This is a genomic window from Nonomuraea sp. NPDC003727 (genome assembly GCF_053586935.1).
Genome location: NZ_JBSFNE010000014.1, coordinates 216716 through 237928 on the forward strand (window position 1 = coordinate 216716; position 21213 = coordinate 237928).

Below are 21213 nucleotides of genomic sequence, written 5' to 3' on the forward strand. Positions count from 1 at the left end.
CTGGGATCCGGACGATTTCGGCCGGATCCCGGCGCACTTCATCGGAGTGTGGACATTATGATTTCTTACCCTTGTCCAGCTGCGGGCGTCGCGAATTTCGCCTCGTCGGCCACGAAGTTCAAGCAGGCGAGCGCCGAACTGCTCGTCTCGCTGAGGCCGCGCTTCGTATTCACCTCAACCCAGTTGCCCCGCTGGTTGTAGAGGTCTATTTCTTTCTGGAGTTCCTTGGCCTGGTTCTGCAGGGCAACCTTGATCGGATCGGGGATGTTCGGCTGCTTCAGGTCCTCCTCGGTCAGGTCCTTCATCTTCGTGAGCAGCGGCACCACTGCGGTGCTGCCGCTGTAGCCGGAAGACCTGAAGGGGTTCTCCGAGGCCAGTTGGGTATCGATGTGCTGGAACTCTGTGACGTGCTGGCAGCCGGCGACGTTCCTGATGTTGCACATGCCGGAAGCTGGGTTCCAACCCCCCTCGGCGCCGTCCGTGCAGTAGGCCGGTATGTTCGCCGCCGACTTCCCGACGCCACTGCTGTTCACTGTCGACGTCCCGTCGCCACTGCCGAGAGCCGCCCACGCTCCTACCCCGATCGCCGCCGCGACCGCCACGCCGTAAGCGATCAGGACGAACTTGTTCTGCCGCGCCATGTCCACCCCTGTATATTCGTATGGTTGAGAAAAGCGGGAAAATGAATGAAACGGCTGCTGAAGCCAGGCTTCCGTTTCGTCGGATTGATGGTCTGATCGGATTCCCACGCCGGGCGCTCCTCACTCCCAGCAGAGTGAACCCAGATCTTTCGCGTCCTCGCTCAGCTGTCTCATGGCGAGCCTGGTGGCGTTGGTGTCGGGGGTACGTCCGGCCTCGATGTCGGAGAGTTGAGCGTCGAACGCGTCGGCCTGAGCGGTCAGGTCTCCGGCCATGTTGTGGATTTTCGCCTTGACCGCCGGTATCGTGGCGCGGCCGGCGAGATACGAGATCTGCCTGACACCATCACGCAGAGCCGCACTGGTAGCGTTCGCCTTGTCGGCCCGACCGCGATTGGAGTCGCCCAGTGCGATGGCAGACAGTCGCAGGGCGTTGCCAGCCGTCTGGACCGCAGCCGTGCACAAGCTCGCGTCCGGTCCGGGGCTGCGGCTGATGGTCGGTTCGGCAGTGGACGACGAACTGTCACCGCCGCTTCTGCTCGGCGTGATGTCCGCCGATTCCGCCCCTGTGTAGGGTGTCTCGGCGGCCTTCCCGCGGAACTGGGAAGCGACAGCGAAAGACAGCAGCCCGGCCATCCCGACGCCGAGCAGTGACAGTATGGGCCGCACCCAGGTACGCCTTGGACCGGTCTCTGTCAGCGGCGGCAGTGTTGCCGTCAGCGTGGGCGGCGGTGTGCCGTCCAGCATCCGTAGTACCGAGTCGACGCCGGGCCGGGTTTTCGGATCCTTGTCCAGCAGCGCGATGATCACCGGTGCCAGGTGCCCGGCACGGACCGGATCGTCCGGTTGCTCGTGGGCGATGGCGTGCATCGTGGGCAACATTGCGCCCCGCTCGAACGGGGAGACGCCGGTGGCCGCGTGGTACAAGGTCACCCCAAGCGACCATAGATCCCCGGGCGGACCTTCTACTCCATCCAACCGCTCGGGGGCGATGTAGGCGACCGTGCCGATGACGGCTCCGGTCTTGGTGATCTGGGTGTCGGCGTAGTGCTTGGCGATCCCGAAATCCGTGACCAGAACGTCGCCGCCGTCGGTGACCATGATGTTCGGCGGTTTGATGTCCCGGTGGATGATGCCGATGCCGTGTGCTGCCCCGAGCGCGGCAAGGACGCCCTGGGCGATCCGGTTGATCAGCGCGATGGGAAGACCGTCGGGCTCGGCCTCCAGTAACTCGGCAACCGACCGTCCACGGACGAGGCGCATCACCGTCCACGGCAGCCCGGCATGCTCGACGACATCGTGAACTGCCACGATGTTCGGATGCTCGCGTAGCGAGGCGGCGTGCTGTGCCTCTTTGCGGGCGTATGCGAGGACGGCCGGGCGGGTGGTGCTCGGGGTGTCCAATCGGACGGACTTGACCGCCACGTCGACGTTCAGGCTCAGGTCCCGGGCCTCCCATACCTCACCCATGCCCCCACTGCCCAAGCGCTTGATCAGTTCGTACCGGCCAGCGATGAGCGTGCCCGGTGAAGTCTCGCTCACCAAATCCGCGGCCCCGCCATGAGACTCGATATTGACTCCTGTCCGAGAGCGTAGCGTAAGGGCGAAGTCAGGTGTTTGAAAACGGTTCTGCTGACAATCCTTGCTCGACGTCGATTTGTCGGCGGGTTTCGGTCGCCGATCGACACAGGTCACCTTTGCCCTCTTAAAGGGCGTTTTGTTGCGAAAAGTGGTGAAAGGTGCCTTCATTCAACGGCTTCACCTTGGGCGACCGGTCCGGCATATCACTGATGGGTGACCGACGGAGAGATGGCCACCGTCTGTCGCAGCCTTCTCCGACGCGCCACCAAGGAGGGCCGAGGGTGCAGAGGGGCAGAGCCTCATGCGTTCCCTTCTCTCCGGGCTGCCCCGGCGAGCTGGATCACGTCGTCCTGGTGGCGGTGGTTTCCGATCGCCTGGTGGTCTGTCTCGGTGATTGGGAGCGCGCGGGCGGCGCCGGCAGGGACCAGCCGAAGAGCCGCAGCCCGGCCGGCCGGCCGACGCGCGCCCCTGATCGTGCAATGAAAGTCCACGCCGGATCGGCGCTTGCGTGATGATCGTCAGATCTTCGGCCGGTGGGTGAGGTGGTGTGCCCTGGAGCGGATCGGCAGCTCAACGGGGCTTCCTCGACCAGGGTGACGCCGGCCTCCGCTGCCCGCCGGACGATCGGTTCGGCCTGCTCCTCGGCGAGCACCCACTCCCACGCCGCGGGATCGCCGTAGCTCATCACGCCGAGGCAGATCCTGGAGACCGCGAGGCCACTGGTGCCAAGACGTGCGTATTCCATGTTTGCCACCTTATGGGGAATGGTGCGCGGAAAAAGGATCAGAACTAGTCAGGAGAAATGCACATCTAACCCGGCAACGACTCGGGGGCATACACAGGTGAGGTGTCGATGGTCTCGGTCAAGCGCAAGGCAGCCAGGCTCCTTTTCGGATCCCGCTACGAGAAGGTGCCATGGGGACAGCGGGTCTACGTCCGTCCTGGTGAGAGGCTGATCCGCGAAGCGCAGTGGCGTATCAAGATCGCACGGGCGCGGACCGTGTCACTGGACGAATACCGGCGTGAGGTGCCGCTCGGCGAGATCGAGGAGTTCCTCTCCTGCATGATGTGCGGCGAGTCGCGCCAGCAGCCGATGTACGAGCCGACCGGCGGGAACGGCTGGCGCTACCGCGTCGTGCGCTGCCCGTCGTGCGGCTTCCTCTACCGCAACCCCAACGTCAGGCCCGAACGGCTCGGCGACCTGTACGCCAACGCCTACAGCAGCTTCCTGACCGGCAAGTACGCCGAGAACAGGCAGCGCCGCTACACCCTCACCATGGACGCCTTCTCCCCGGTGTTCGACGACGGGAAGGGCAGGCGGCTGCTCGACTTCGGCTGCGGCGCGGGGCTGTTCCTCGAACTGGCCGAGCGGCGCGGCTTCGACGCCGTCGGGGTCGACCTGTCGCCCGACTCGGTCGAGCAGGCCAACGCGAGGCTGTCACGCGCCAAGGCCTACTTCGGCTCGCCCCAGGACGTGCCCGAGATCGCCAGGGGCGGGTTCGACGTCATCACGCTGTGGTCGGTGCTGGCGCACCTGCCCAGGCCGCTGGAGGACTTCGAGCGGTTCAGGGGCCTGCTGGCGCCGGGCGGGGTGCTGCTCATCCTCACGGTCAACGCCGGATCGCTGCTGCTGAAGGCCTACGAGTCGGCGTGGAGCGGGTTCACCAAGAACCACCTGATGTTCTACTCCTCGCGGACGCTGCCGACGCTGCTGCGCCGTACCGGCTTCGCCGGGGTGTCCTACGCGCCGCACTACGGCGACACGATCGAGGCGGGCACCACGCAGCTGCCGGAGGCGATGCGCGCCCGGCTCAGGCACGCCGTGGACACCAGCGACGGCGGCAACATGATGCGCGCCCTCGCCTTCGCCGACGACAAGGCGGTCGAGACGTGGGGCGGCAGGCTGCCGATCCGCCGGATCAGGGCGTGATCATCGTCACGCCCGGCACCGACCCGATCGAGGCCAGCGCCTTGCCCGCGTCGGCGAGCCCGATCGTGCGGGTGACGAGCTGGTCGGGGTGGAGTGTCCCCGCCCTGATCAGCTCCAGCATCGGCCCGTAGGCGTGGGCCGCCATGCCGTGGCTGCCGAGCAGGCGCAGTTCGTGGGCGATCACCCGGCCCATCGGCAACGGCGTGCGCTCGCCGGGCAGCAGGCCCACCTGCACGTGGCGGCCCCTGCGGCGCAGACTCTCGATGGAGGCGGCGGCCGCCGACGCGCTGCCGAGCGCGTCGATGGACAGGTGGGCGCCGCCCCTGGTCAGCTCCATGACCTGGGCGGCGGCGTCGCCCGACGAGGCGTTGACGAAGTGGGTGGCGCCCGCGAGCTCGGCCAGGTGAAGCGCCTCGGTGCTGATGTCGACGGCCACGACCCTGGCCCCCGCCGCCGTGGCGATCATGATGGCGGACAGGCCCACGCCGCCGCAGCCGTGCACGGCCACCCACTCGCCCGGCTTGGCCGCGCCGACGTGCGCGACGGCCCGGAAGGCGGTGGCGAAGCGGCAGCCCAGGGCGGCCGCGGTGGTGAAGGCCATCTCCTCCGGCAGCGCGATGAGGTTGACGTCGGCGTGGTCGATGGCGACGTAGTCGGCGAAGGAGCCCCAGTGGGTGAAGCCCGGCTGCGTCTGGCGCTCGCACACCTGCTGCTCGCCCGCCGCGCAGGACCCGCACGAGCCGCAGGCGCAGATGAACGGGACCGTGACCCTGTCGCCCTCGCGCCACTCGCGTACCTCCGCCCCGACCGCGGCGACCACGCCGGCCAGCTCGTGACCCGGTACGTGGGGGAGCGTGGTGATGTCGGGGTCGTGGCCCTGCCAGCCGTGCCAGTCGCTTCTGCACAGTCCCGTCGCGGCCACCTGGATCACCACGCCATGAGGGCCGGGGGAGGGGTCGGGCGCCTCCCGCAGGTCGAGATCGCCGCCGAACAGGTCGAACATCACCGCGCGCATCTCATGAGCTTAGAGTGAGCTCCCGCGATGCGCGCAAGGGCAGCTCCGGCGCCGGGCCGCCCGGAGCCGGGATCCGTCGCTCACCCGGGGCCGCCGCGGCGCGACGGGCCGCCCTCCGCGGTGAGGTGTGGAGCCTGGCCGCTCGGACAGTAGGGGGGCATGGGACAAGAGGTTGACAAAGAGCGGTTCTCCGAGGCCGAATACACGCGCTTCGCGGAACGCCTCAACGACCAGCTGGCCGAGCTGCGCCGGCTGCTCGATAGACCTGGCTTCGGTGCGGGCCCCACCACCATCGGTGCCGAGCTCGAACTCTTCCTGGTCGACGGGCGCGGCCGGCCGCTGCCGCGCAACGCCGAGGTGCTGGAGCGGCTCGGCGACGACCGGCTGACCGTGGAGCTGGGCCGCTACAACGTGGAAGCCAACCTGACGCCGCTGCCGCTGGCGGGCCGCCCCTTCGAGCGGCTGGCCGACGAGATGCAGGAGCTGATCAGAGCCGTCGACGGCGCGGTCGGCGAACTGGCCGGCGGCGGGGCGGTGCCGATCGGCATCCTGCCCACGCTCGGCACCGGCGACTTCACGCAGTTGGCCATCAGCGACGAGGCCCGGTACCGGGCGCTGGCCCGAGGGATGCGGCGGCTGCGGCTCGAGCCGTTCATCGTCAGGATCGACGATCTCGAGCTGGAGGTGCAGGACGTCATCCTGGAGGCGGCCAACACCTCGTGGCAGGTCCACCTGCGCACGCCGGCCGCCGACTTCGCCAGGACCTACAACGGCGCCCAGCTCGCCATCGGGCCGGTGCTGGCCGCGTGCGGCAACTCGCCGTTCTTCCTGGGCAGGACCTTGTGGGAGGAGACCAGGATCGCGCTGTTCGAGGAGGCGGCCGACGACAGGGACATCGGCCGCCGCTTCCGCAGGGACGGCCGCGCCACCTTCGGCTCCGACTGGGTGCGCGAAGGGGCCTACGAGCTGTTCGAGCGGTACGCGCGCGACTACGAGCCGGTGATCCCCGCCCTCGACCAGGGTGGCGAGCTGGCCGAGCTCAGGCTGCACAGCGGGACGGTGTGGCAGTGGAACAGGCCCGTCTACGACCCCGTCGACGGCGGTCATCTGCGCATCGAGTTCCGGGCCCTGCCAGCCGGGCCGACCTGCGCCGACATGGCCGCCAACACCGCCTTCCTGCTGGGGCTGACGCTCGCGCTGGCCGAGCGGGACCTGACCGGGCTGCCGTTCGGCACCGCCTACCAGAACTTCTACCGCGCGGCCATGAACGGGCTGCAGGCCAAGCTGACCTGGGAGGGCCGCGAGGTGCTCGCCGCCGACCTGGTGCTGTCACTGCTGCCGGAGGCCAGGGCGGCGCTGCTCAGGGCCGGCGTCCAGCCGTCCGAGGCCGACCTGGAGATCATCGCCCAGCGGGTACGGCTCGGCCGTACCGGAGCGGTGTGGCAGCGCGAGGCCATGGCCGAGCTGGGCGGCGACAGCGAGGCGATGGTGCGGCGCTACTACGAGAACGCGCTAAGCGGCCAGCCGGTGCACATGTGGCGGTAACCGAACCAGAAGCCACTCTCGTCCGTCAAACTATCCCAAGGGAGAGTAAAGCGAGGGGACGATGGCTTCCAAGGGGATGGTTCCGGCCGAGAAGGCGCCTTTCGCGCTCCGGAGGGTGACGGGGACCCTGCGGGACGGCGCCGCCAAGCTGGCCGCCGACATCGGGGCGAGCGCGGTGGAGGCCGTGCTCGCGCAGGCCAACAGGAAGGCGGTGCGCAAGGGCGCGGCCGCGGCGCTCGGCACGATGCAGCCCAGGCCGGCCGACTGGTACGCCTTCGACGAGAAGGACAACGACACGCCCGACTGGTACCCGCAGGGCCTGACCTGCGGTGAGGACTCCGGTGCCGCGGGCGTGCCGGTGTTCGTGGCCGGCTGGTACTTCAAGCCGGTGCCGCCGGTGGCCGAGCGCGGCGTCAGGGTCACCTTCCTGAGCCCGTCGACGCTGCGCTACCAGCACGCGCTGCTCGTGGAGGCCAAGCCCGACGGGTCGTACGGGCCGATCAACATCCACGCCGGCGGCATCGCGTGGTACGGCGACCAGCTCTACGTCGCCGACACCACGCGGGGCCTGCGGGTGTTCGACATGAACAACCTCCTCGACCTGCGGACGGCGCAGAACGACCTCGGCGACCCCACCCGCATCGGGCGATCCGGCGAGAGGTTCCACGCCTTCGGCTACCGGTACGTGATCCCGCAGACCGACTTCTGGCGCGTGGCGACGCCCGGGGCGCTCTTCTCCTTCGTCGCGGTCGACCGCAGCACGACGCCGCACACGCTGGTGGCGGGAGAGTACGTCCAGGACGCGCCCACCGGCAGGGTGGCCAGGTGGGAGCTGCCCCTCGGCGACGGGGTGCCGCGGGAAGCCTTCACGATGCCGCACGCGAAGATCCAGGGGGCGGTGTCGTCCGGCGGGGCCTGGTACCTCAGCCAGGCGGCCGACGCGCGCACCAACGGGAGGCTCGTCGTGGACCGGGGCGGGGAGGTGACGGTCCGGCCGTTCCCCGTCGGGCCCGAGGACCTGACGGTGTCGGGCGGGAAGCTGTGGAGCGTCACCGAGTTCAGGAACCGCCGGGTGATCTTCGGCGTCCCGCTCTGAGGTCGCCGGGGACGCGCCGAACCGCCCGGCCGGCGAACCTCGCGCTCCCGATGAGGCCCGACGCCGGCCGGGCGGCGGTCACGCCTCGAGGTGCCGGTGCAGCGCCTTCCGGTAGCCGCGGTCGAAGTCGTCGTAGCGCGCCCGCAGCTCCGCACCCGGCCACCCCTCGGGCAGCAGCTCCGGCGGCAACAGCGGGTCGGCCAGCAGGTGGCGCAGCACGGCCGCCGACACCAGGAACCCCTCCGCCAGCCCCTCGGCCCGGTCGAGCGCCGTCAGCAGCCGCCGCGCCTCGGCCGCCCACCCCGCCAGGTCCCACAGCAGCGCCGTCGGGTCCTCCCGCGGCGTGCCGTCGATGAGCGTGCACTGCGCCGTGACGATCTCCGGCCACCGCCTGATGAGGTTCGCCGGGCGCAGCCAGGTGCCCTCGCGCAGCTCGGCCAGGCGCAGCGTGGTCATCGTGTGCCGCAGCGCCGCCCGGTCGGCGGGCGCGCGCCGTTCCGCGGTGACGACGGCGATCTCCCACGTGCCGTCCCACGCCCTGGTGTGCGGGGACCGGCTCTCGTCCTGCCTGGCCTGCCGTTCGCGCAGCCGCTCGGACAGCGCGTAGCGCCCGTCGTCCTGCACCAGGTCGCCGGCCGCGACCATCCGCGACAGGGCCACCCGCACGGTGCCCTCCGCGATGCCGAACACCTCGCCGATGCGCACCAGCGCCCGGCTCGGCAGCCGGGGCGGGTGGCTGCCGAGCAGCGCGCTCAGCACGGCCGAGCGGGCGGTCAGAGTATTACGGTCTTCCATCGCGTGTCGATTATATGTAACACTCCGAGCATGGCGAGCTATCTGATCGAACCCGTCGACGGCCCCAGCGGCCGCTACGACACCGCGCGCTACCAGGGCGCGGCCGGACGCGACTGGTGGTCCTGCGACCCCTCGCTCCAGCTGCTGATGCGCCGCCACCTGGGCGAGGGGTACGACTGGGCCGCACCCCACCTGTCCCGCCTGGGCGCGCTCATGGGCGGGCCGATCGCCGCGCACGCGGAGGAGACCGACCGCAACCCGCCCCGCCTGGAGAAGTACGACAAGTGGGGGCGTGACATCAGCCAGGTCGTCATGCCGCCGTCGTTCCTCGCGGCGCGCGAGGCGCTGATGGCCGACAACTTCACCTCGCCCGCGTTCGCCGAGACCGCCAGACAGCACGGAGCCGACCCCGCCGCGCTGGCCGCGGCCTGGACGTACCTGCTCGACCAGGCCGACATCGGCATGGGCTGCGCCCTGGGCACCGGCGGCGACATGGTGGTGTCCCTGGCCGAGAAGCACGCGCCCGCCGACGTCCGCGACCGGGTCCGCTCGATCTTCGCCAACGGGTTCTACTCCGGCGAGGCCGCGCAGATGTTCACCGAGCGGACGGGCGGCTCCGACCTCGCGGCCCTGGAGGCGAGCGCGGAGCCCGACGGGGAGGCCTGGCGCCTGACCGGCCTGAAGTGGTTCGCCTCCAACGCCAACGGCTCCGCGTTCGTGGTGCTGGGCAGGCTGCCCACCGGTGACGTGGCGCCCTTCCTGGTGCTGTGGGAGCGGCGCGACGGGTCCCGCAACGCCGTACGGATCAGGAGGCTCAAGGACAAGCTCGGCACCCGCTCGGTCGCCTCCGCCGAGGTGGAGTTCACCGGCGCCGAGGCGTTCCTGCTGGCGGGCTCAGGATCAGGCTCGGGGCTCGGCACGATGATGAAGCTCACCAACGCCTCACGGCTCGGCGTCGCCATGATGGGCGCCGGCGTCGCCCGCCGCGCCCTCGTCGAGTCGATCTGCTACGCCTCCGCCCGCGAGGCCTTCGGCCGCCGCCTCATCGACCAGCCGCTCATGCGGCGCAAGCTCGCCGAGCTCATCGTCGAGGTCGAAGCGGCGCAGGCGCTGGTCTTCGACGGCCACCTCGGCCCGCGGCTGCGCCTGGCGCCCGCCCTCGTCAAGCTGCGCGCCGCCCGGCTCGGCGTCACCGCGGCCGGCGACGCCATCGAGATCCACGGCGGCAACGGCTACATCGAGCAGTGGCCGGTCGCCCGCCTCCTGCGAGACGCCCAGGTCAACCCGATCTGGGAGGGCGGCGACAACATCCTGTGCCTCGACGTACGGCGGGCGATGCTCCGCGAGAACGCGCACGAGCCCTTCCTCGACCGCCTGACCGCCGCCGCCGACCAGGCCCCGTCCGGCGACTCCGCGACCGTCGACCTGGTCCGCGGGCGCATCGACGACCTCCGCAAGGCGATCACCGTGTGGTCCTCGCTCGACCCGGTCGTGGCCGAGGCCCGGCTGTTCCCGCTGGCCCAGCTCATGGCGGACGTCTACGCGGCCGCCCTGCTGCTGGAGCAGGCGGGCTGGGAGCAGCGCGCGGGCTTCGGCGACCGCAAGGCCCTGGTGGCCCGGCTCCACGCCGAGGCGCACCTCGCGGACCAGGGGCCGCTGCGCGGCATCGACCGCCCGGCGGAGGAGCTGGAGCGCTTCGACGAGCTCGTCGCCGGGGCGTTCACCCTCTGATCCCGTCAGGCGGTCACCAGGCACCCATCACGCCACGGCCGCCGACGACCAGGGAGGAGCCCGATCCCGACGTCCACCGGAGGACCGGATGACCGTGCGAACCGAGCGGGAAGGCCCCGTCACCACCGTGGTGCTCTCCAGGCCCGAAGCCCGCAACGCCGTCGATCGCGAGACCGCCGACGCGCTGGTCGCGGCCTTCACCGCGTTCGAGGCGTCGGACGCGGCCGTCGCCGTGCTGTGGGGCGAGGGCGGCACCTTCTGCGCGGGGGCCGACCTCAAACGCCTCGACAACCATGTCGGGGAGGAGGGCGACGGCCCCATGGGTCCCACCAGGATGCGGCTGAGCAAGCCCGTCATCGCCGCCGTCGCCGGCCACGCGGTCGCAGGCGGCCTCGAGCTCGCCCTCTGGTGCGACCTGCGCGTGGCCGAGCAGGACGCGGTGTTCGGGGTCTTCTGCCGGCGCTGGGGCGTCCCGCTCATCGACGGTGGCACGGTACGGCTGCCGCGCCTGATCGGTCTCTCCCACGCCATGGACCTGATCCTCAGCGGCCGTCCCGTAGCGGCCGAGGAGGCGCTGCGCATGGGGCTGGCCAACAGGGTCGTCCCCGCCGGGCAGTCACGCCAGGCCGCCGAACGCCTGGCCCACGACCTGGCCCGCTTCCCCCAGACCTGCCTGCGCGGCGACCGCATGTCGGCGCTGGAGCAGGCGGCGCTGCCCGAGCAGGAGGCGATGCGCAACGAACTCCGCCACGGCATCGCCGCCCTGGGCGAGGCGGCCGACGGCGCCGCCCGGTTCGCCGCGGGAGCGGGCCGCCACGGCGACTTCTCCACCCCCTGACCACCCGGCCCCACCCCTTCGGGAGGACCGCCCGCCGGGGTCCTGGTGACCATGATCCCGGGCCTGGGCTTGACCGGCCGCGCCTCCTCCCGGCGCGGCGTGCGCGCGCCGGGATCTTGTCGGTGCGCTCACGTATGGTGAGACCATGCCGGACATCGACGGTGTGACGATCACCAGCCCGGACAAGGTGGTCTTCCCGCAGAGCGGGCGGACCAAGCTCGACCTGGTCCGCTACTACCAGGCGGTCGCCGAGGGCGCCCTGCGCGGCGTCTCGGGGCGGCCGATGATCCTCAAACGGTTCGTGCACGGCATCGAGCAGGAGGCGTTCTTCCAGAAGCGCGCCCCGGCCAAGCGCCCGCCCTGGATCGAGATCGCCGAGCTGCGCTACCGGTCGGGGCGGAGCGCCGAGGAGGTCGTCGTCACCGACGCCCGCCAGCTGCTGTGGGTGGTCAACCTGGGCTGCGTCGACCTCAACCCGCACCCCGTGCGGGCCGCCGACCTCGCCCATCCCGACGAGCTGCGCATCGACCTCGACCCGGTGCCGGGCGTGCCGTGGGGCCAGGTGCTGGAGACCGCGCAGGTGGCGCGCGAGGTGCTCGCCGACCACGGGCTGGTGGCGTGGCCGAAGACCTCCGGTTCACGCGGCTTCCATGTCTATGCCCGCATCACCCCCGACTGGAGCTTCTCGCAGGTACGGCAGGCGGCCGAGGCCGTCGCCCGCGAGGTGGAGCGAAGGGCGCCCGATCTGGCGACCAGCCGGTGGTGGAAGGAGGAGCGGCAGGGCGTCTTCGTCGACTACAACCAGAACGCCTACGACCGCACCGTGGCCTCCGCCTACTCCGTCAGGCCGGTGCAGGACGCCCGCGTGTCCACGCCGCTGGCGTGGGACGAGGTGCCGGGGTGCCGCCCGGAGGAGTTCACGATCGACACGGTGCCCAAGCGGTTCGCCGCGCTCGGCGACCCGTGGGAGGACATGGACCTGCACGCCGGCTCGCTCACCCCGCTGCTGGAGCTGGCCGAGGCGCAGGGCCCGCCGCCCGAGCGCACCGAGCTCCCGCTGATCGAGATCGCCAGGGCCCAGCACAAGGACGAGGCACTGGCGGGCCTCGAGGCGTGGAAGGCCCGCCATCCCGACGTGGTGGGGTTCCTCGAGCCGGCCGATGTGCTGGTGGACGGGATGCGCGGGCGCAGCAGCGTGTGGTACCGGATCAGGGTCAACCTGCAGCACGTGCCGGAGGGCCTGCGCCCGGAGCAGGAGCCGCTGGAGGTCGACTACAACCCCTGGCCCGCCGACTGGCGCCCACCCGAGCCCTGACTCCAGGCCCGCCGGCGCCCCGACCGCTACCGGCGACCGCCCGTGCCCCCACCCTGCGATCCCGGGTGCCCGCGGCCGATCCGCCCCGCAGGACGGGCCGCCGGGGTCAGCGGCCGTCCTCCAGGACGCGTTCGAGCTCGGCGATCACCGAGGTGACGGGCGTGCACGCCGGCAGGCGGGGCGTGGCGAAGTAGCCGGGTTTGTGCGCTCGCAGCAGCGCCTCGCCGTCCAGCTGCCAGGTGAAGCCGTGCCGTCCGAGCAGCCTGGCGAACACCTCCCCGGCCGGCCGGGGGTCGCGCGCCGCCAGGCGCCTGATCGGCACGGGGGAGACCGCGTCGCCCCTCAGGTACCGGCTGACGGCGTCGCGGTAGCGGCTCCTGGTGACCAGGGACGGGTCGGCGAAGGCCGCCTCGACCGCGGCGAAGTCGGTGTAGTAGCCCAGCCCGTCGCGTTCGTCGAAGATGAGGGCGACGCTCTCCTCCTCGGCGAGATGGCCGGGGAACTCCAGCGAGGCGAACTCGCCCATCCGCTCGGCCACCTCGGCGCCGCGCATGACGACCAGGTCGGAGCCGAAGTGCTCGACGAACTGCCGCCGCTGTGCCGCCTGGATCTGCCACGCCTCGGCCAGCAGAGCCGGGTTGCGGAACACCCGTGCCGGATGGCGCAGCGCGGCCTCGGCCGCCGCGCGCACCAGCAGCGGCCGTGCCTCGCTCGTGTGGACGGCGGGGGTGGCGCTGATCAGCCAGGCGTCGAGGGTGACGGGGATGAGCCGTCCCACCAGGAACATCCCTGGGTCGAGCACGTCGAAGGCGCCCTCGCCCAGATCGGAGTGGGCGGTGTAGGTCAGCTCGTCGATCAGGTTGAACAGGATGATCGCCGGGCCCGCGACCGTGCGGACCTCGAAGACACCTTCCACCACGTCCTTCCAGCCGAGCACCATGGCGCGCTCGGCCTCGGGGAGCTCGGGACGTTCGGCCACGAACCTGTCGATCAGCAGGTCGCCTCCCGGAAGGCGGTACTCCAGCGCGAAGTGGTCGAGCGCGAGCGCCGAGGTCGCCTCGTCGGTGACCACCCCGTCGGGGAAGAAACGGCCGTACACCAGGCCGAGCTCCCGGGTGAACCGCCCTGACACCGCGAACTCCAGCAGCTCCGGCTTGAGCTCCGCGGCACGCGCGAGTAGATCCATGGGGCGACCTTAGCCGCGGGCGTTCCCGGCTTGCGGTGATTTTCGGTAACCGGGCAGGGGCATTCTGTCACTCGGACGGCTGTCCGATGTCCTCGTTCCACACCTCGGGCCAGCGCTCGACGAAGGCCGCCATCAGCGCCCGGCACTCGGCCGAGTCGACCACCACGACCTCGACCGCGTGGGCGATCAGGAGGTCCTCCCTGCCCATGAAGGTGCGGTTCTCGCCGATCACCACGCGCGGGATCTCGTAGAGCAGGATCGCCCCGGTGCACATCGCGCACGGCGACAGCGTCGTGTACATGGTCGAGCGCCGGTAGACGTGCGCGCTCCGTCGTCCGGCCCGCTCCAGCGCGTCCGTCTCGCCGTGGCGGATCACGCTGCCCTCCTGCACCCTGCGGTTACGGCCGGCGCCGAGCACCTCGCCGTCGGCCACCAGCACCGCCCCGACGGGCACCCCGCCCTCGGCCAGCCCCGTGCGGGCCTGCTCGACGGCGATCTCCAGGAAGTCCATGGGCCCACCCTAGGCCGCTGCAACCGGGGTGCAAGGACCGCACCCTACCGTCGGGGCATGTCAAGTCGATGGCTGCTCGGAGTGGCCGCCGCCGCGGCGGCCACCCTCACGCTCCCCACCGCCGCCACGGCGGCCACCACCCGCACCCTCCCCTCGGCCACCCTCTCTTCGGCCTCCCTCTCCTCCGCCGCGGTAGCACAGGCCGCCGCCCGTCCTGCCACCCCGCGTGCCACCCCCGCGCCCGCCGCGCCGGCGAGCACGCCCGCCCCCGCCGCGGCCGCGAACGCCCCCACCCTCGAGACGCCGACCCTCGCCGCCGCTCCCAAGTCCGCGACCACGGCCAACCGGCTGTTCCACGCCTGGTTGCGCGACGACAGGACCGCCGCCGCCAAGGTCGCCACGCCCGCCGCCGTCACGACGCTGTTCGCCTATCCCTTCCGCGCGCCCGACGGGTTGGCCGGCTGTGCGGGCGGCGCCTGCGCGTTCAGGCACACCAGCGTGCGGGTGCCGGGCGAGCTCAACGGCATCCTGATGATCGTCTCCGGCGGCAAGGTGACGCGCGTGTATGAGTCGCGCCACTACTCCAAGGAGAAGGCGGCCACGCACCTGATGGACGCCTGGCGCAAGGGCGACCGCAGGCAGGGCGCCGAGGTCGCCGCCACACCGGCGCTGAAGACGCTGTTCAAGGTCACCTGGGATCCCCACGGCGTGCCGTACACCTTCCAGGGGTGCGAGAAGAAGACCTGCGCCTGGTCGTACGAGGGCGGCGCGCTGCTGTTGCACGTCGCCGGCTCCAAGGCCCGCGGGTACGAGGTCTCGTCGATCAGTTACATCGCCGACTGACCGACCCACCTGTCGGCCCAAGCCATCAGCGGCCGCATGGCCTCGACCAGCGCCGCGCCGCTCTCGGTGAGCGAGTAGCGGATCTGTACCGGCGTGGTCGGCCGCACCTCGCGCGCCACCACGCCCGACGACTCCAGCTCGCGCAGCCGCTGCGCGAGCAGGCGTTCCGACAGGCCGGGGACCGCGTCGCGCAGCTCGCCGTACCGCGTCGCGCCCCTGGCCAGCGCGAGCAGGATGACGCCGTTCCACCTGCGGCCCACCAGCTCGATCGCGGTCTGGAAGTGCGGGCAGTGCCGCATGAGCGCCTCGGGAGAGGACATCACTTACCTTCCGTAAGCCGGTTATGTAATGTAAGACCTATGACGGATTTTAGGCATGACCTGTGGTTCGGTGCCTTCCTTACCCCCGCCGCCAAGGACGCGCACCCGCTGACGCGCCAGGCCATGCTCGCCGAGGACGCCGGGCTGGACATCATCGGCGTGCAGGATCATCCCTACCAGCCTTCCTTCCTCGATACGTGGACGTTGCTGTCGGTGCTGGCGGCGCGCACCCAGCACATCAGGTTCTTCCCCGACGTGGCCAACCTGCCGCTGCGTCCGCCGGCCGTCCTGGCCAGGGCCGCGGCCAGCCTCGACATCCTGAGCGGCGGCAGGGTGGAGCTCGGTGTCGGCTCAGGCGCCTTCCGGGACGGCGTCGCCGCGATGGGCGGGCCCCGCCGTACCCCTGCCGAGGCCGTCGCCGCCCTCGAGGAGGCCATCGAGGTGATGCGCGCGCTGTGGACGCCCGGCGGCCCCGCCAGCTTCGACGGCGCCCACTACCGGCTGGACGGCGCCGCGCCGGGGCCGTTCCCGCCGCACCGCATCGGCGTGTGGGTCGGCGCCTACCGGCGGCGCATGCTGGAGCTGACCGGGCGCACCGCCGACGGCTGGGTGCCGTCCTCCGCCTACGCCCCGCCGGCCGAGCTGGCCGCGATGAGCGCGATCGTCGACCGCGCGGCGGCGGACGCGGGCCGCGATCCCGCCCTGATCCGCCGCGTCTACAACATCAACGGCCGCTTCTCGCGGCTGCCCGGCACCGGCTTCCTCGACGGGCCGCCCGCGCTGTGGGCCGAGCAGCTCACCGAGCTCGTCCACCGGTACGGCATGAGCGTCTTCGTCCTGGCCCCCGCCGACGAGCGCGACCTCAAGATCTTCGCCGAGGAGGTCGCGCCCGCCGTGAGGCAGGCCGTCGGCCGCGAGCAGCAGCGAACCGCCGAGCCGAAGCCGTCCCCCGGCCCGCTCGACGACTCGACCAGGCCCAGGCTGCCCAAGCGCGACCTGGCCGAGCTCTCGCCCGCCCAGCGCCAGCGCGGCCTGCACCTGGTCAAGGTGCACGACGACCTGCGCGACGAGCTGGCCGGGATCCGCGAGGCGCTGGAGCAGGTCGCCGAGGGCAGGGGCGAGGTCGCCGCGCTCCGGTCGATGATCAACCAGCTCACGATGCGGCAGAACTACTGGACGCTCGGCAGCTTCTGCGCCTCCTACTGCCGGATCGTCACCACCCATCACACCATCGAGGACGAGCACCTGTTCCCCACGCTGCGGTCCGCGCAGGCCTCGCTGGCACCGGTCATCGACCGGCTCCAGGAGGAGCACGAGGTCATCGCCGGCCTGCTGACCCGCCTCGACGACGCGCTGGTCGCCATGGTGCAGGACGGCGACGCCATCGACGGCGTCCGCGACCGGCTCGACGAACTGGCCGCGGCCCTGCTGTCGCACCTGGAGTACGAGGAGCAGGAACTCGTGGAGCCCATCGCCCGGCTCGACCTGGACCTGTGATCCCGACCCCCGCCGGCTTCATCGCCCGGTGGGACCTGTGCCCGATCCCGCCCGGTGTCGCCATCCGGCGGGACTGACCGACCTCAAGCCCATGCCGGGCACCGTCCCGCTGCACTCCAGCGTGTGGGGCAGGCTCGTCGAGGGCGAGGAGCTCGACGCCCGCTACTGGTTCGAGAACCTGCGGCTGCCGGTCCGCTTCGCCGACGCCGCCCAAGCCGTCATGGACGGCGCCAGGCCCACCGTCTTCGTCGAGCTGAGCCCCCACCCCCTGCTGCGGTCGTCGCTGGAGGAGGAGATCGAGGCCGGCGGCGGCAAGGGGGCGGTGGTCTCCTCGCTGGAACGCGCCGAACCCGAAGCGGACGTCCTGGCCACGGCGCTGGCCAGGGCCTACGGCCTCGGGTGCCGGCCGGCGTGGGAGCGGCTGCACCCCGAGGGCGGGTTCGTCCCGCTGCCCGCCTACCGCTGGCAGCGGCGGCGCTTCTGGCCCGACTCGGCGAAAAGCGCGCAGCCGCCCAAGCCCGCCGCCTCGGGCCCTTCCCGGCCCGACCTCGCGGCGCTCACCGAGGCGGAACTGGCCGCCTCCGTCGCCCGCCTGGCCGCGCAGGTCCTGGCGGTGCCCGGCCACGAGGTGGCCGTCGACACGCCGCTCACCCACCTCGGCCTCGACTCGGTGCTGGCCATGAGGTTCAGGGACAGGATGCGCCGCGACCTGGGCGTGGACGTGCCGCTGCGCAACCTGCTCGGGCCCGCCACGCTGCGCGAGCTGGCCACCGAGCTGCGCGCGTCGCTCTGACCGCCCCGCCGCCCCCGGGACGCCCTGCCCCGGGTGGCGGTGGCCGTTGGTCGCGGTTGGTGACCCCGGTGGCGGTGGCCTGGGTGGCAGTGGCACTGCCAGTATCAAGCGGCTCTGGGACATGCGCGCCGCAGGCCGGAGGATGGGTGCCATGGTGATCGCCGTGATGACCGCGCTGGCCGGCGGCGCGCTGGTGGCAGCGGTCTGTGCGAACGTCCTGCTCACGGTCTTCACGCCCAGGGGCAGGCCGTCCAGGCTGGTCCGCGGCACCCTGCGCACGCACGCCTCCGTCCTCGTCGCGGTCGGCGGGCGGCTGCCGCGCCGGGTCCGCGAACCGCTGCTCGACCTGTGCGCGCCGCTGGCCGTCCTCACGGTGGCCGCGATCTGGCTCGGCGTGTCGTCGGCGGGCTTCGCGCTGCTGGACGCCACGCCGCTGCGGGAGGCCGAGTGGGCCTCCCACGGCCTGCTGCTCGCCGCCGTGACCGCCTACCTGCTCCGTTTCCTGCACGCCTACGGCAGGCGCGAGCGCCTCGTGGCCAGGCTGGCGGCCAGCGTGTGCAACCCGCGGGACGCCGACGCGCTGCTGGCCGCCTACCTCAGGACCGGTTCCCGTGACCACCTCGACGGCCTGTTCGCCGAGTAGACGGGCTGGATGACCGAGGTGGAGAGCACCCACATCGCCCCTCCCACCCTGGCCTTCCGCCGGCCCGCCGGCGACCTGGACTGGCTGAAGGCCGCGGTCATCGTGCTCGACGTGGCCGCGCTCACCGAGGCGCTGGCTCCCAGCTGGGCCCCCGCCCACACCCGCGCCCTGCTCGACACCGGAACCCGCTGCATGCAGCGCCTGGCCGCCGAGCTGTGCATCAGGCTGCCGGCCGTGCCCGTCAGCCTGCAGGGCCGCGAGGAGAGCAACTTCTCCGACACCCTGCGCGTCGCCCACAACGCCGGCCTGCCCGCCGAGCGCGACGCGCAGGCCGCGTGGGTCGTCTTCCAGCACCGGCGCACGGGGTACGCGCCGCACGCCTACGCCATCGAGGCGCGCCTGCACTACGAGCTGGACTGATCGGGCTCCTTCCACGTCCACAGCGGGACGTCGCGCAGGGGGTGGAGCTCGTCGTCGGTGGCGGCGCGGGAGTTCTGCTGCGCGACGCGCGAGCCGAACTCCAGGTGCTCGCGCACCGCCTCGCGGAACGGCTCGTCGGCCGGCAGGCCCGCCTCGTCGAAGGACTCCATGTACAGCGCCACGAAACGCTCTCGCTGCTCGTCGGTGATGTCGAGGTGGCGGTGCACCTGGATGAGATGGTCGAAGCCGAGCTCGCGGGTGAAGCGGTCGGGCCCGCCGAAGGACTCGGCCGTGAACCAGGTCAGGTGATCGACGTGGGTGGCGCGACGCTCTCGGAACAGCTGCTTGAGCAGGGGATCCTCGAGGACCTTCGCGTAGAAGATCTCCTCGAGCCTGTGCAGCGCCTCGTCGCCGCCTGCGTGCGAGTACAGACTGGTCATGCACCCACCTTCATGGTCACCCGGGAGGATGTCCAGCGCTTTCGCCTGTCGAGGAAACGCGTCGAGCTGCGTTAAGTCAGCCTGTCCGCCGCGCGCGAGCCGTCCTTACGTTGGTCCTCCGGATCGCAGGCGGAGGAGGAGACCGTGCGCGCAGCCGTGGTCACACAACTGAACTCACCATGGGAATTCCAGGAGCTGCCCGACCCCGTGGCGGGGCCGGGCCAGGTCGTCGTCCGCATCCACGCATGCGGCATGTGCTTCAGCTCCTCGTCCACCGCGGGCACTGGCCCGTCCAGCTGCCCATCGTGCGCGTCCGCCTAGGGGCTCAGGCGCGCGACAGCCGGTCGGCCTGCCTGATCGGTTCGGGCAGCCGGTAGGCGGGCGTCATGCGCAGCACATGGGCGCAGGCGTTGTCGAGGCCGATCCGGTTGCCCTGGGACACGTACACCGGTCTCACCCCGTCGCGCGTGCGCAGCGCACGGCCCACGACCTCGCCGTCGAGCAGGATCGAGCTCCACGATCCCCGCTCGGCGGCGGGGTCGTCGCACGCGCCGACGAAGGCGGTCTTGGCCACGCCGATCACCGGCAGGCCGGTCAGCACGCCCAGATGGCAGGCCAGGCCGAAGCGGCGGGGGTGGGCCAGGCCGTAGCCGTCGCAGACCAGCAGGTCCGGCGCCACCGTCAGCCGCTCCATGGCGGCCAGCAGCGGCGGCAGCTCCCTGAAGGCGAACAGGCCAGGCACGTAGGGGAACGCGGCGGGCCCGCGGGCCACCGCGCTGTCGACCACCCGCAGCGTGCCGGCCTCCAGGACCACCACGGCGCCGGTCACCTCGTCGCCCTCGGCGGCGTAGCCGACGTCGAGCCCGGCGACGAACCGCACCCGCTCAGGGCCGGGGTCGGACAGGTCGACCAGCGGACGCAGCCGCTCCTGTTCGGCCTCGGCCTCGGCGATCGTGGTGGGCCACGGATGTGCGCTCGTCATCCCGACATCCAACCGCGTCCCCCGCGCCCGCGCATCCCGTCGCCCTCCGGCCGCCCGGCGACACCGGGCGCGCGTCGAGGCGATGTCATCTCAGCCGCCGGCGCCCTCCGGACGGCGCGCGGCGATCAGGGCCAGCACGCCGATGGCCAGCATCGGCCAGCTTCCCGTGACGGGGAAGTAGAGCACGCACAGCGGGACGCCCATGGCCAGCATGTACCACCCGAGCTGCGCGGGCACCCGCCCCGTCGTCCGTACGGCGTGCCGCGACATCGTGCCGAGCGCCAGGAACGCGATGCCGGAGATCATGAACCACACGCTCGACTCGCGTACCCAGAAGTCGGGCAGCGCCGTGTCGGCGACGCCGCGGAAGAAGCCGTCGGCGGCGATCGCGGCCCAGGCGTTGGGCTGGAGGAACGCCCACCCGAAATGGAGCACCGCCAACCCGATGATCAGCCGCGGGACCCAGCGGTTCAGCCCGTTCATTCGTCGTCTCCCCGGTTCTCCGGCGCCAGGCGCAGGGCCAGCGCGTAGATCTCTCGCAGGTCCTCGGCGGGCAGCGGCGGCACGACCTGCTGGGCCCCGACCAGCACCAGGTACAGCAGGTGGGCCAGCGGGCCGGCGTCGGCCCGCCGGCCGACGAGCCCGCCGCACAGGGCGGTCAGGTAGTCGATGCGCAGCCGGTCGACGCGTTGCTGGAGCGCGTGGACCTCGGCGTCCTGCGCCGCCCACGCGCGCATCGCGATCTCGAGGTCGTGGCTGCCGCCCTTGTCCTCGAGCACCAGGGTGACGAGGTGATCGAGCTTGGCGGACGCGGCGTCCGCGACCGCCTCGGCACTGTCGATGTAGCGGCTGGTGTGCTCGGTCTCGAAGTGCCGCAGCAGGTCGGTCTTGAAGCCCGCCATGCCCTTGAAGTGGTGGTAGAACGACCCCTTGGTCAGGCCGAGGTCGCCGCACAGCCGCTCGATGGTCAGCGCGGGCGCGCCGTCCTCACCCAGCACCCGGAGCCCCGCCTCCAGCCAGTCACGCTTGCTCGCCATGGTGAACCTCTCTTGTCCGCGTCACCGTACCATACGGAATGGTATGTCCCGGACGCC

At 71.6% G+C, this 21213-nt stretch carries 23 protein-coding genes; 11 read left to right on the top strand and 12 right to left on the bottom strand.

Annotated features, from left to right (window positions below):
• Positions 1-65: 65 nt before the first annotated feature.
• The 3 genes from ACWDLG_RS32780 to ACWDLG_RS32790 form a co-directional block, all read right to left on the bottom strand.
• Positions 66-749: a hypothetical protein gene (locus ACWDLG_RS32780; RefSeq protein WP_449927590.1), complete on the bottom strand. Its 684-nt coding sequence runs from the start codon at positions 747-749 to the stop codon at positions 66-68.
• Between the two features lie 12 nt (positions 750-761).
• Entirely contained in the window at positions 762-2387 is a 1626-nt protein-coding gene (locus ACWDLG_RS32785; protein WP_449927593.1) for a serine/threonine-protein kinase, read from the bottom strand.
• 172 nt (positions 2388-2559) lie between these two features.
• Positions 2560-2964, bottom strand: coding sequence for a hypothetical protein (locus tag ACWDLG_RS32790; RefSeq protein WP_449927596.1), 405 nt, complete (start codon positions 2962-2964; stop codon positions 2560-2562).
• A 108-nt stretch (positions 2965-3072) separates the two neighbouring features.
• Between ACWDLG_RS32790 and ACWDLG_RS32795 the strand changes: the two genes are divergently transcribed.
• Positions 3073-4149: a class I SAM-dependent methyltransferase gene (locus ACWDLG_RS32795; protein ID WP_449927743.1), complete on the top strand. Its 1077-nt coding sequence runs from the start codon at positions 3073-3075 to the stop codon at positions 4147-4149.
• Here the strand turns inward: ACWDLG_RS32795 and ACWDLG_RS32800 are convergent.
• Entirely contained in the window at positions 4139-5164 is a 1026-nt protein-coding gene (locus ACWDLG_RS32800; RefSeq protein WP_449927599.1) for a zinc-dependent alcohol dehydrogenase family protein, read from the bottom strand. The genes ACWDLG_RS32795 and ACWDLG_RS32800 overlap by 11 nt on opposite strands.
• A gap of 159 nt (positions 5165-5323) precedes the next feature.
• On the opposite strand from ACWDLG_RS32800, the gene ACWDLG_RS32805 reads away from it, so the two are divergent.
• Together ACWDLG_RS32805 and ACWDLG_RS32810 are read left to right on the top strand one after the other, a co-directional pair.
• A complete protein-coding gene (locus ACWDLG_RS32805) occupies positions 5324-6709 on the top strand; it encodes a glutamate--cysteine ligase (protein WP_449927602.1) in 1386 nt (461 codons plus the stop codon).
• A gap of 61 nt (positions 6710-6770) precedes the next feature.
• Positions 6771-7805: a hypothetical protein gene (locus ACWDLG_RS32810; protein WP_449927605.1), complete on the top strand. Its 1035-nt coding sequence runs from the start codon at positions 6771-6773 to the stop codon at positions 7803-7805.
• Between the two features lie 78 nt (positions 7806-7883).
• On the opposite strand, the gene ACWDLG_RS32815 is transcribed toward ACWDLG_RS32810, so the two are convergent.
• Complete coding sequence (locus tag ACWDLG_RS32815; RefSeq protein WP_354907221.1) at positions 7884-8600, bottom strand: PaaX family transcriptional regulator C-terminal domain-containing protein; 717 nt, start codon at positions 8598-8600, stop codon at positions 7884-7886.
• Between the two features lie 30 nt (positions 8601-8630).
• Here ACWDLG_RS32815 and ACWDLG_RS32820 point away from each other — a divergent pair, with 30 nt between their 5' ends.
• The 3 genes from ACWDLG_RS32820 to ligD all read left to right on the top strand — a co-directional run bounded on the left by ACWDLG_RS32820 (position 8631) and on the right by ligD (position 12484).
• Positions 8631-10331 carry an acyl-CoA dehydrogenase family protein gene (locus tag ACWDLG_RS32820; RefSeq protein WP_449927609.1) on the top strand — a complete coding sequence of 567 codons (1701 nt, stop codon included), beginning with the start codon at positions 8631-8633 and terminating at the stop codon, positions 10329-10331.
• 88 nt (positions 10332-10419) lie between these two features.
• The gene (locus ACWDLG_RS32825) at positions 10420-11169 is read left to right on the top strand and encodes a crotonase/enoyl-CoA hydratase family protein (RefSeq protein WP_449927612.1); all 750 of its coding nucleotides are present in this window, start codon (positions 10420-10422) and stop codon (positions 11167-11169) included.
• Positions 11170-11314: 145 nt separating this feature from the next.
• Positions 11315-12484 carry a non-homologous end-joining DNA ligase gene (gene ligD / locus ACWDLG_RS32830; RefSeq protein ID WP_449927615.1) on the top strand — a complete coding sequence of 390 codons (1170 nt, stop codon included), beginning with the start codon at positions 11315-11317 and terminating at the stop codon, positions 12482-12484.
• 106 nt (positions 12485-12590) lie between these two features.
• Here the strand turns inward: ligD and ACWDLG_RS32835 are convergent, their stop codons facing one another.
• Positions 12591-13670, bottom strand: coding sequence for a hypothetical protein (locus ACWDLG_RS32835; RefSeq protein WP_449927618.1), 1080 nt, complete (start codon positions 13668-13670; stop codon positions 12591-12593).
• A 67-nt stretch (positions 13671-13737) separates the two neighbouring features.
• Complete coding sequence (locus ACWDLG_RS32840) at positions 13738-14181, bottom strand: nucleoside deaminase (protein WP_449927621.1); 444 nt, start codon at positions 14179-14181, stop codon at positions 13738-13740.
• A gap of 57 nt (positions 14182-14238) precedes the next feature.
• Here ACWDLG_RS32840 and ACWDLG_RS32845 point away from each other — a divergent pair, with 57 nt between their 5' ends.
• Positions 14239-15024, top strand: a complete 786-nt coding sequence (locus ACWDLG_RS32845; RefSeq protein WP_449927624.1) for a hypothetical protein — start codon at positions 14239-14241, stop codon at positions 15022-15024.
• Here the strand turns inward: ACWDLG_RS32845 and ACWDLG_RS32850 are convergent.
• Positions 15009-15344 (bottom strand): winged helix-turn-helix transcriptional regulator, encoded by a 336-nt coding sequence (locus ACWDLG_RS32850; RefSeq protein WP_354907214.1) that lies wholly within the window; start codon positions 15342-15344, stop codon positions 15009-15011. The two genes, ACWDLG_RS32845 and ACWDLG_RS32850, sit on opposite strands and share 16 nt — an antisense overlap.
• Positions 15345-15383: 39 nt before the next feature.
• Between ACWDLG_RS32850 and ACWDLG_RS32855 the strand changes: the two genes are divergently transcribed.
• From ACWDLG_RS32855 to ACWDLG_RS32870, 4 genes are all read left to right on the top strand, one after another.
• The gene (locus tag ACWDLG_RS32855; protein WP_449927628.1) at positions 15384-16841 is read left to right on the top strand and encodes an LLM class flavin-dependent oxidoreductase; all 1458 of its coding nucleotides are present in this window, start codon (positions 15384-15386) and stop codon (positions 16839-16841) included.
• A 28-nt stretch (positions 16842-16869) separates the two neighbouring features.
• The gene (locus ACWDLG_RS32860) at positions 16870-17634 is read left to right on the top strand and encodes a phosphopantetheine-binding protein (protein ID WP_449927631.1); all 765 of its coding nucleotides are present in this window, start codon (positions 16870-16872) and stop codon (positions 17632-17634) included.
• A gap of 151 nt (positions 17635-17785) precedes the next feature.
• Positions 17786-18277 carry a hypothetical protein gene (locus ACWDLG_RS32865; protein WP_449927634.1) on the top strand — a complete coding sequence of 164 codons (492 nt, stop codon included), beginning with the start codon at positions 17786-17788 and terminating at the stop codon, positions 18275-18277.
• Between the two features lie 9 nt (positions 18278-18286).
• Positions 18287-18697: a hypothetical protein gene (locus ACWDLG_RS32870; RefSeq protein WP_449927637.1), complete on the top strand. Its 411-nt coding sequence runs from the start codon at positions 18287-18289 to the stop codon at positions 18695-18697.
• Here the strand turns inward: ACWDLG_RS32870 and ACWDLG_RS32875 are convergent.
• From ACWDLG_RS32875 to ACWDLG_RS32890, 4 genes are all read right to left on the bottom strand, one after another.
• Positions 18682-19137: a group II truncated hemoglobin gene (locus tag ACWDLG_RS32875; protein ID WP_354907207.1), complete on the bottom strand. Its 456-nt coding sequence runs from the start codon at positions 19135-19137 to the stop codon at positions 18682-18684. The two genes, ACWDLG_RS32870 and ACWDLG_RS32875, sit on opposite strands and share 16 nt — an antisense overlap.
• A gap of 325 nt (positions 19138-19462) precedes the next feature.
• Positions 19463-20119 (bottom strand): deoxyribonuclease V, encoded by a 657-nt coding sequence (gene nfi / locus ACWDLG_RS32880; RefSeq protein ID WP_449927641.1) that lies wholly within the window; start codon positions 20117-20119, stop codon positions 19463-19465.
• A gap of 90 nt (positions 20120-20209) precedes the next feature.
• The gene (locus ACWDLG_RS32885) at positions 20210-20602 is read right to left on the bottom strand and encodes a DUF6463 family protein (protein WP_449927644.1); all 393 of its coding nucleotides are present in this window, start codon (positions 20600-20602) and stop codon (positions 20210-20212) included.
• Positions 20599-21156, bottom strand: a complete 558-nt coding sequence (locus tag ACWDLG_RS32890) for a TetR/AcrR family transcriptional regulator (RefSeq protein ID WP_449927647.1) — start codon at positions 21154-21156, stop codon at positions 20599-20601. The genes ACWDLG_RS32885 and ACWDLG_RS32890 overlap by 4 nt, the downstream gene beginning before the upstream one ends.
• Between the last annotated feature and the right edge of the window lie 57 nt (positions 21157-21213).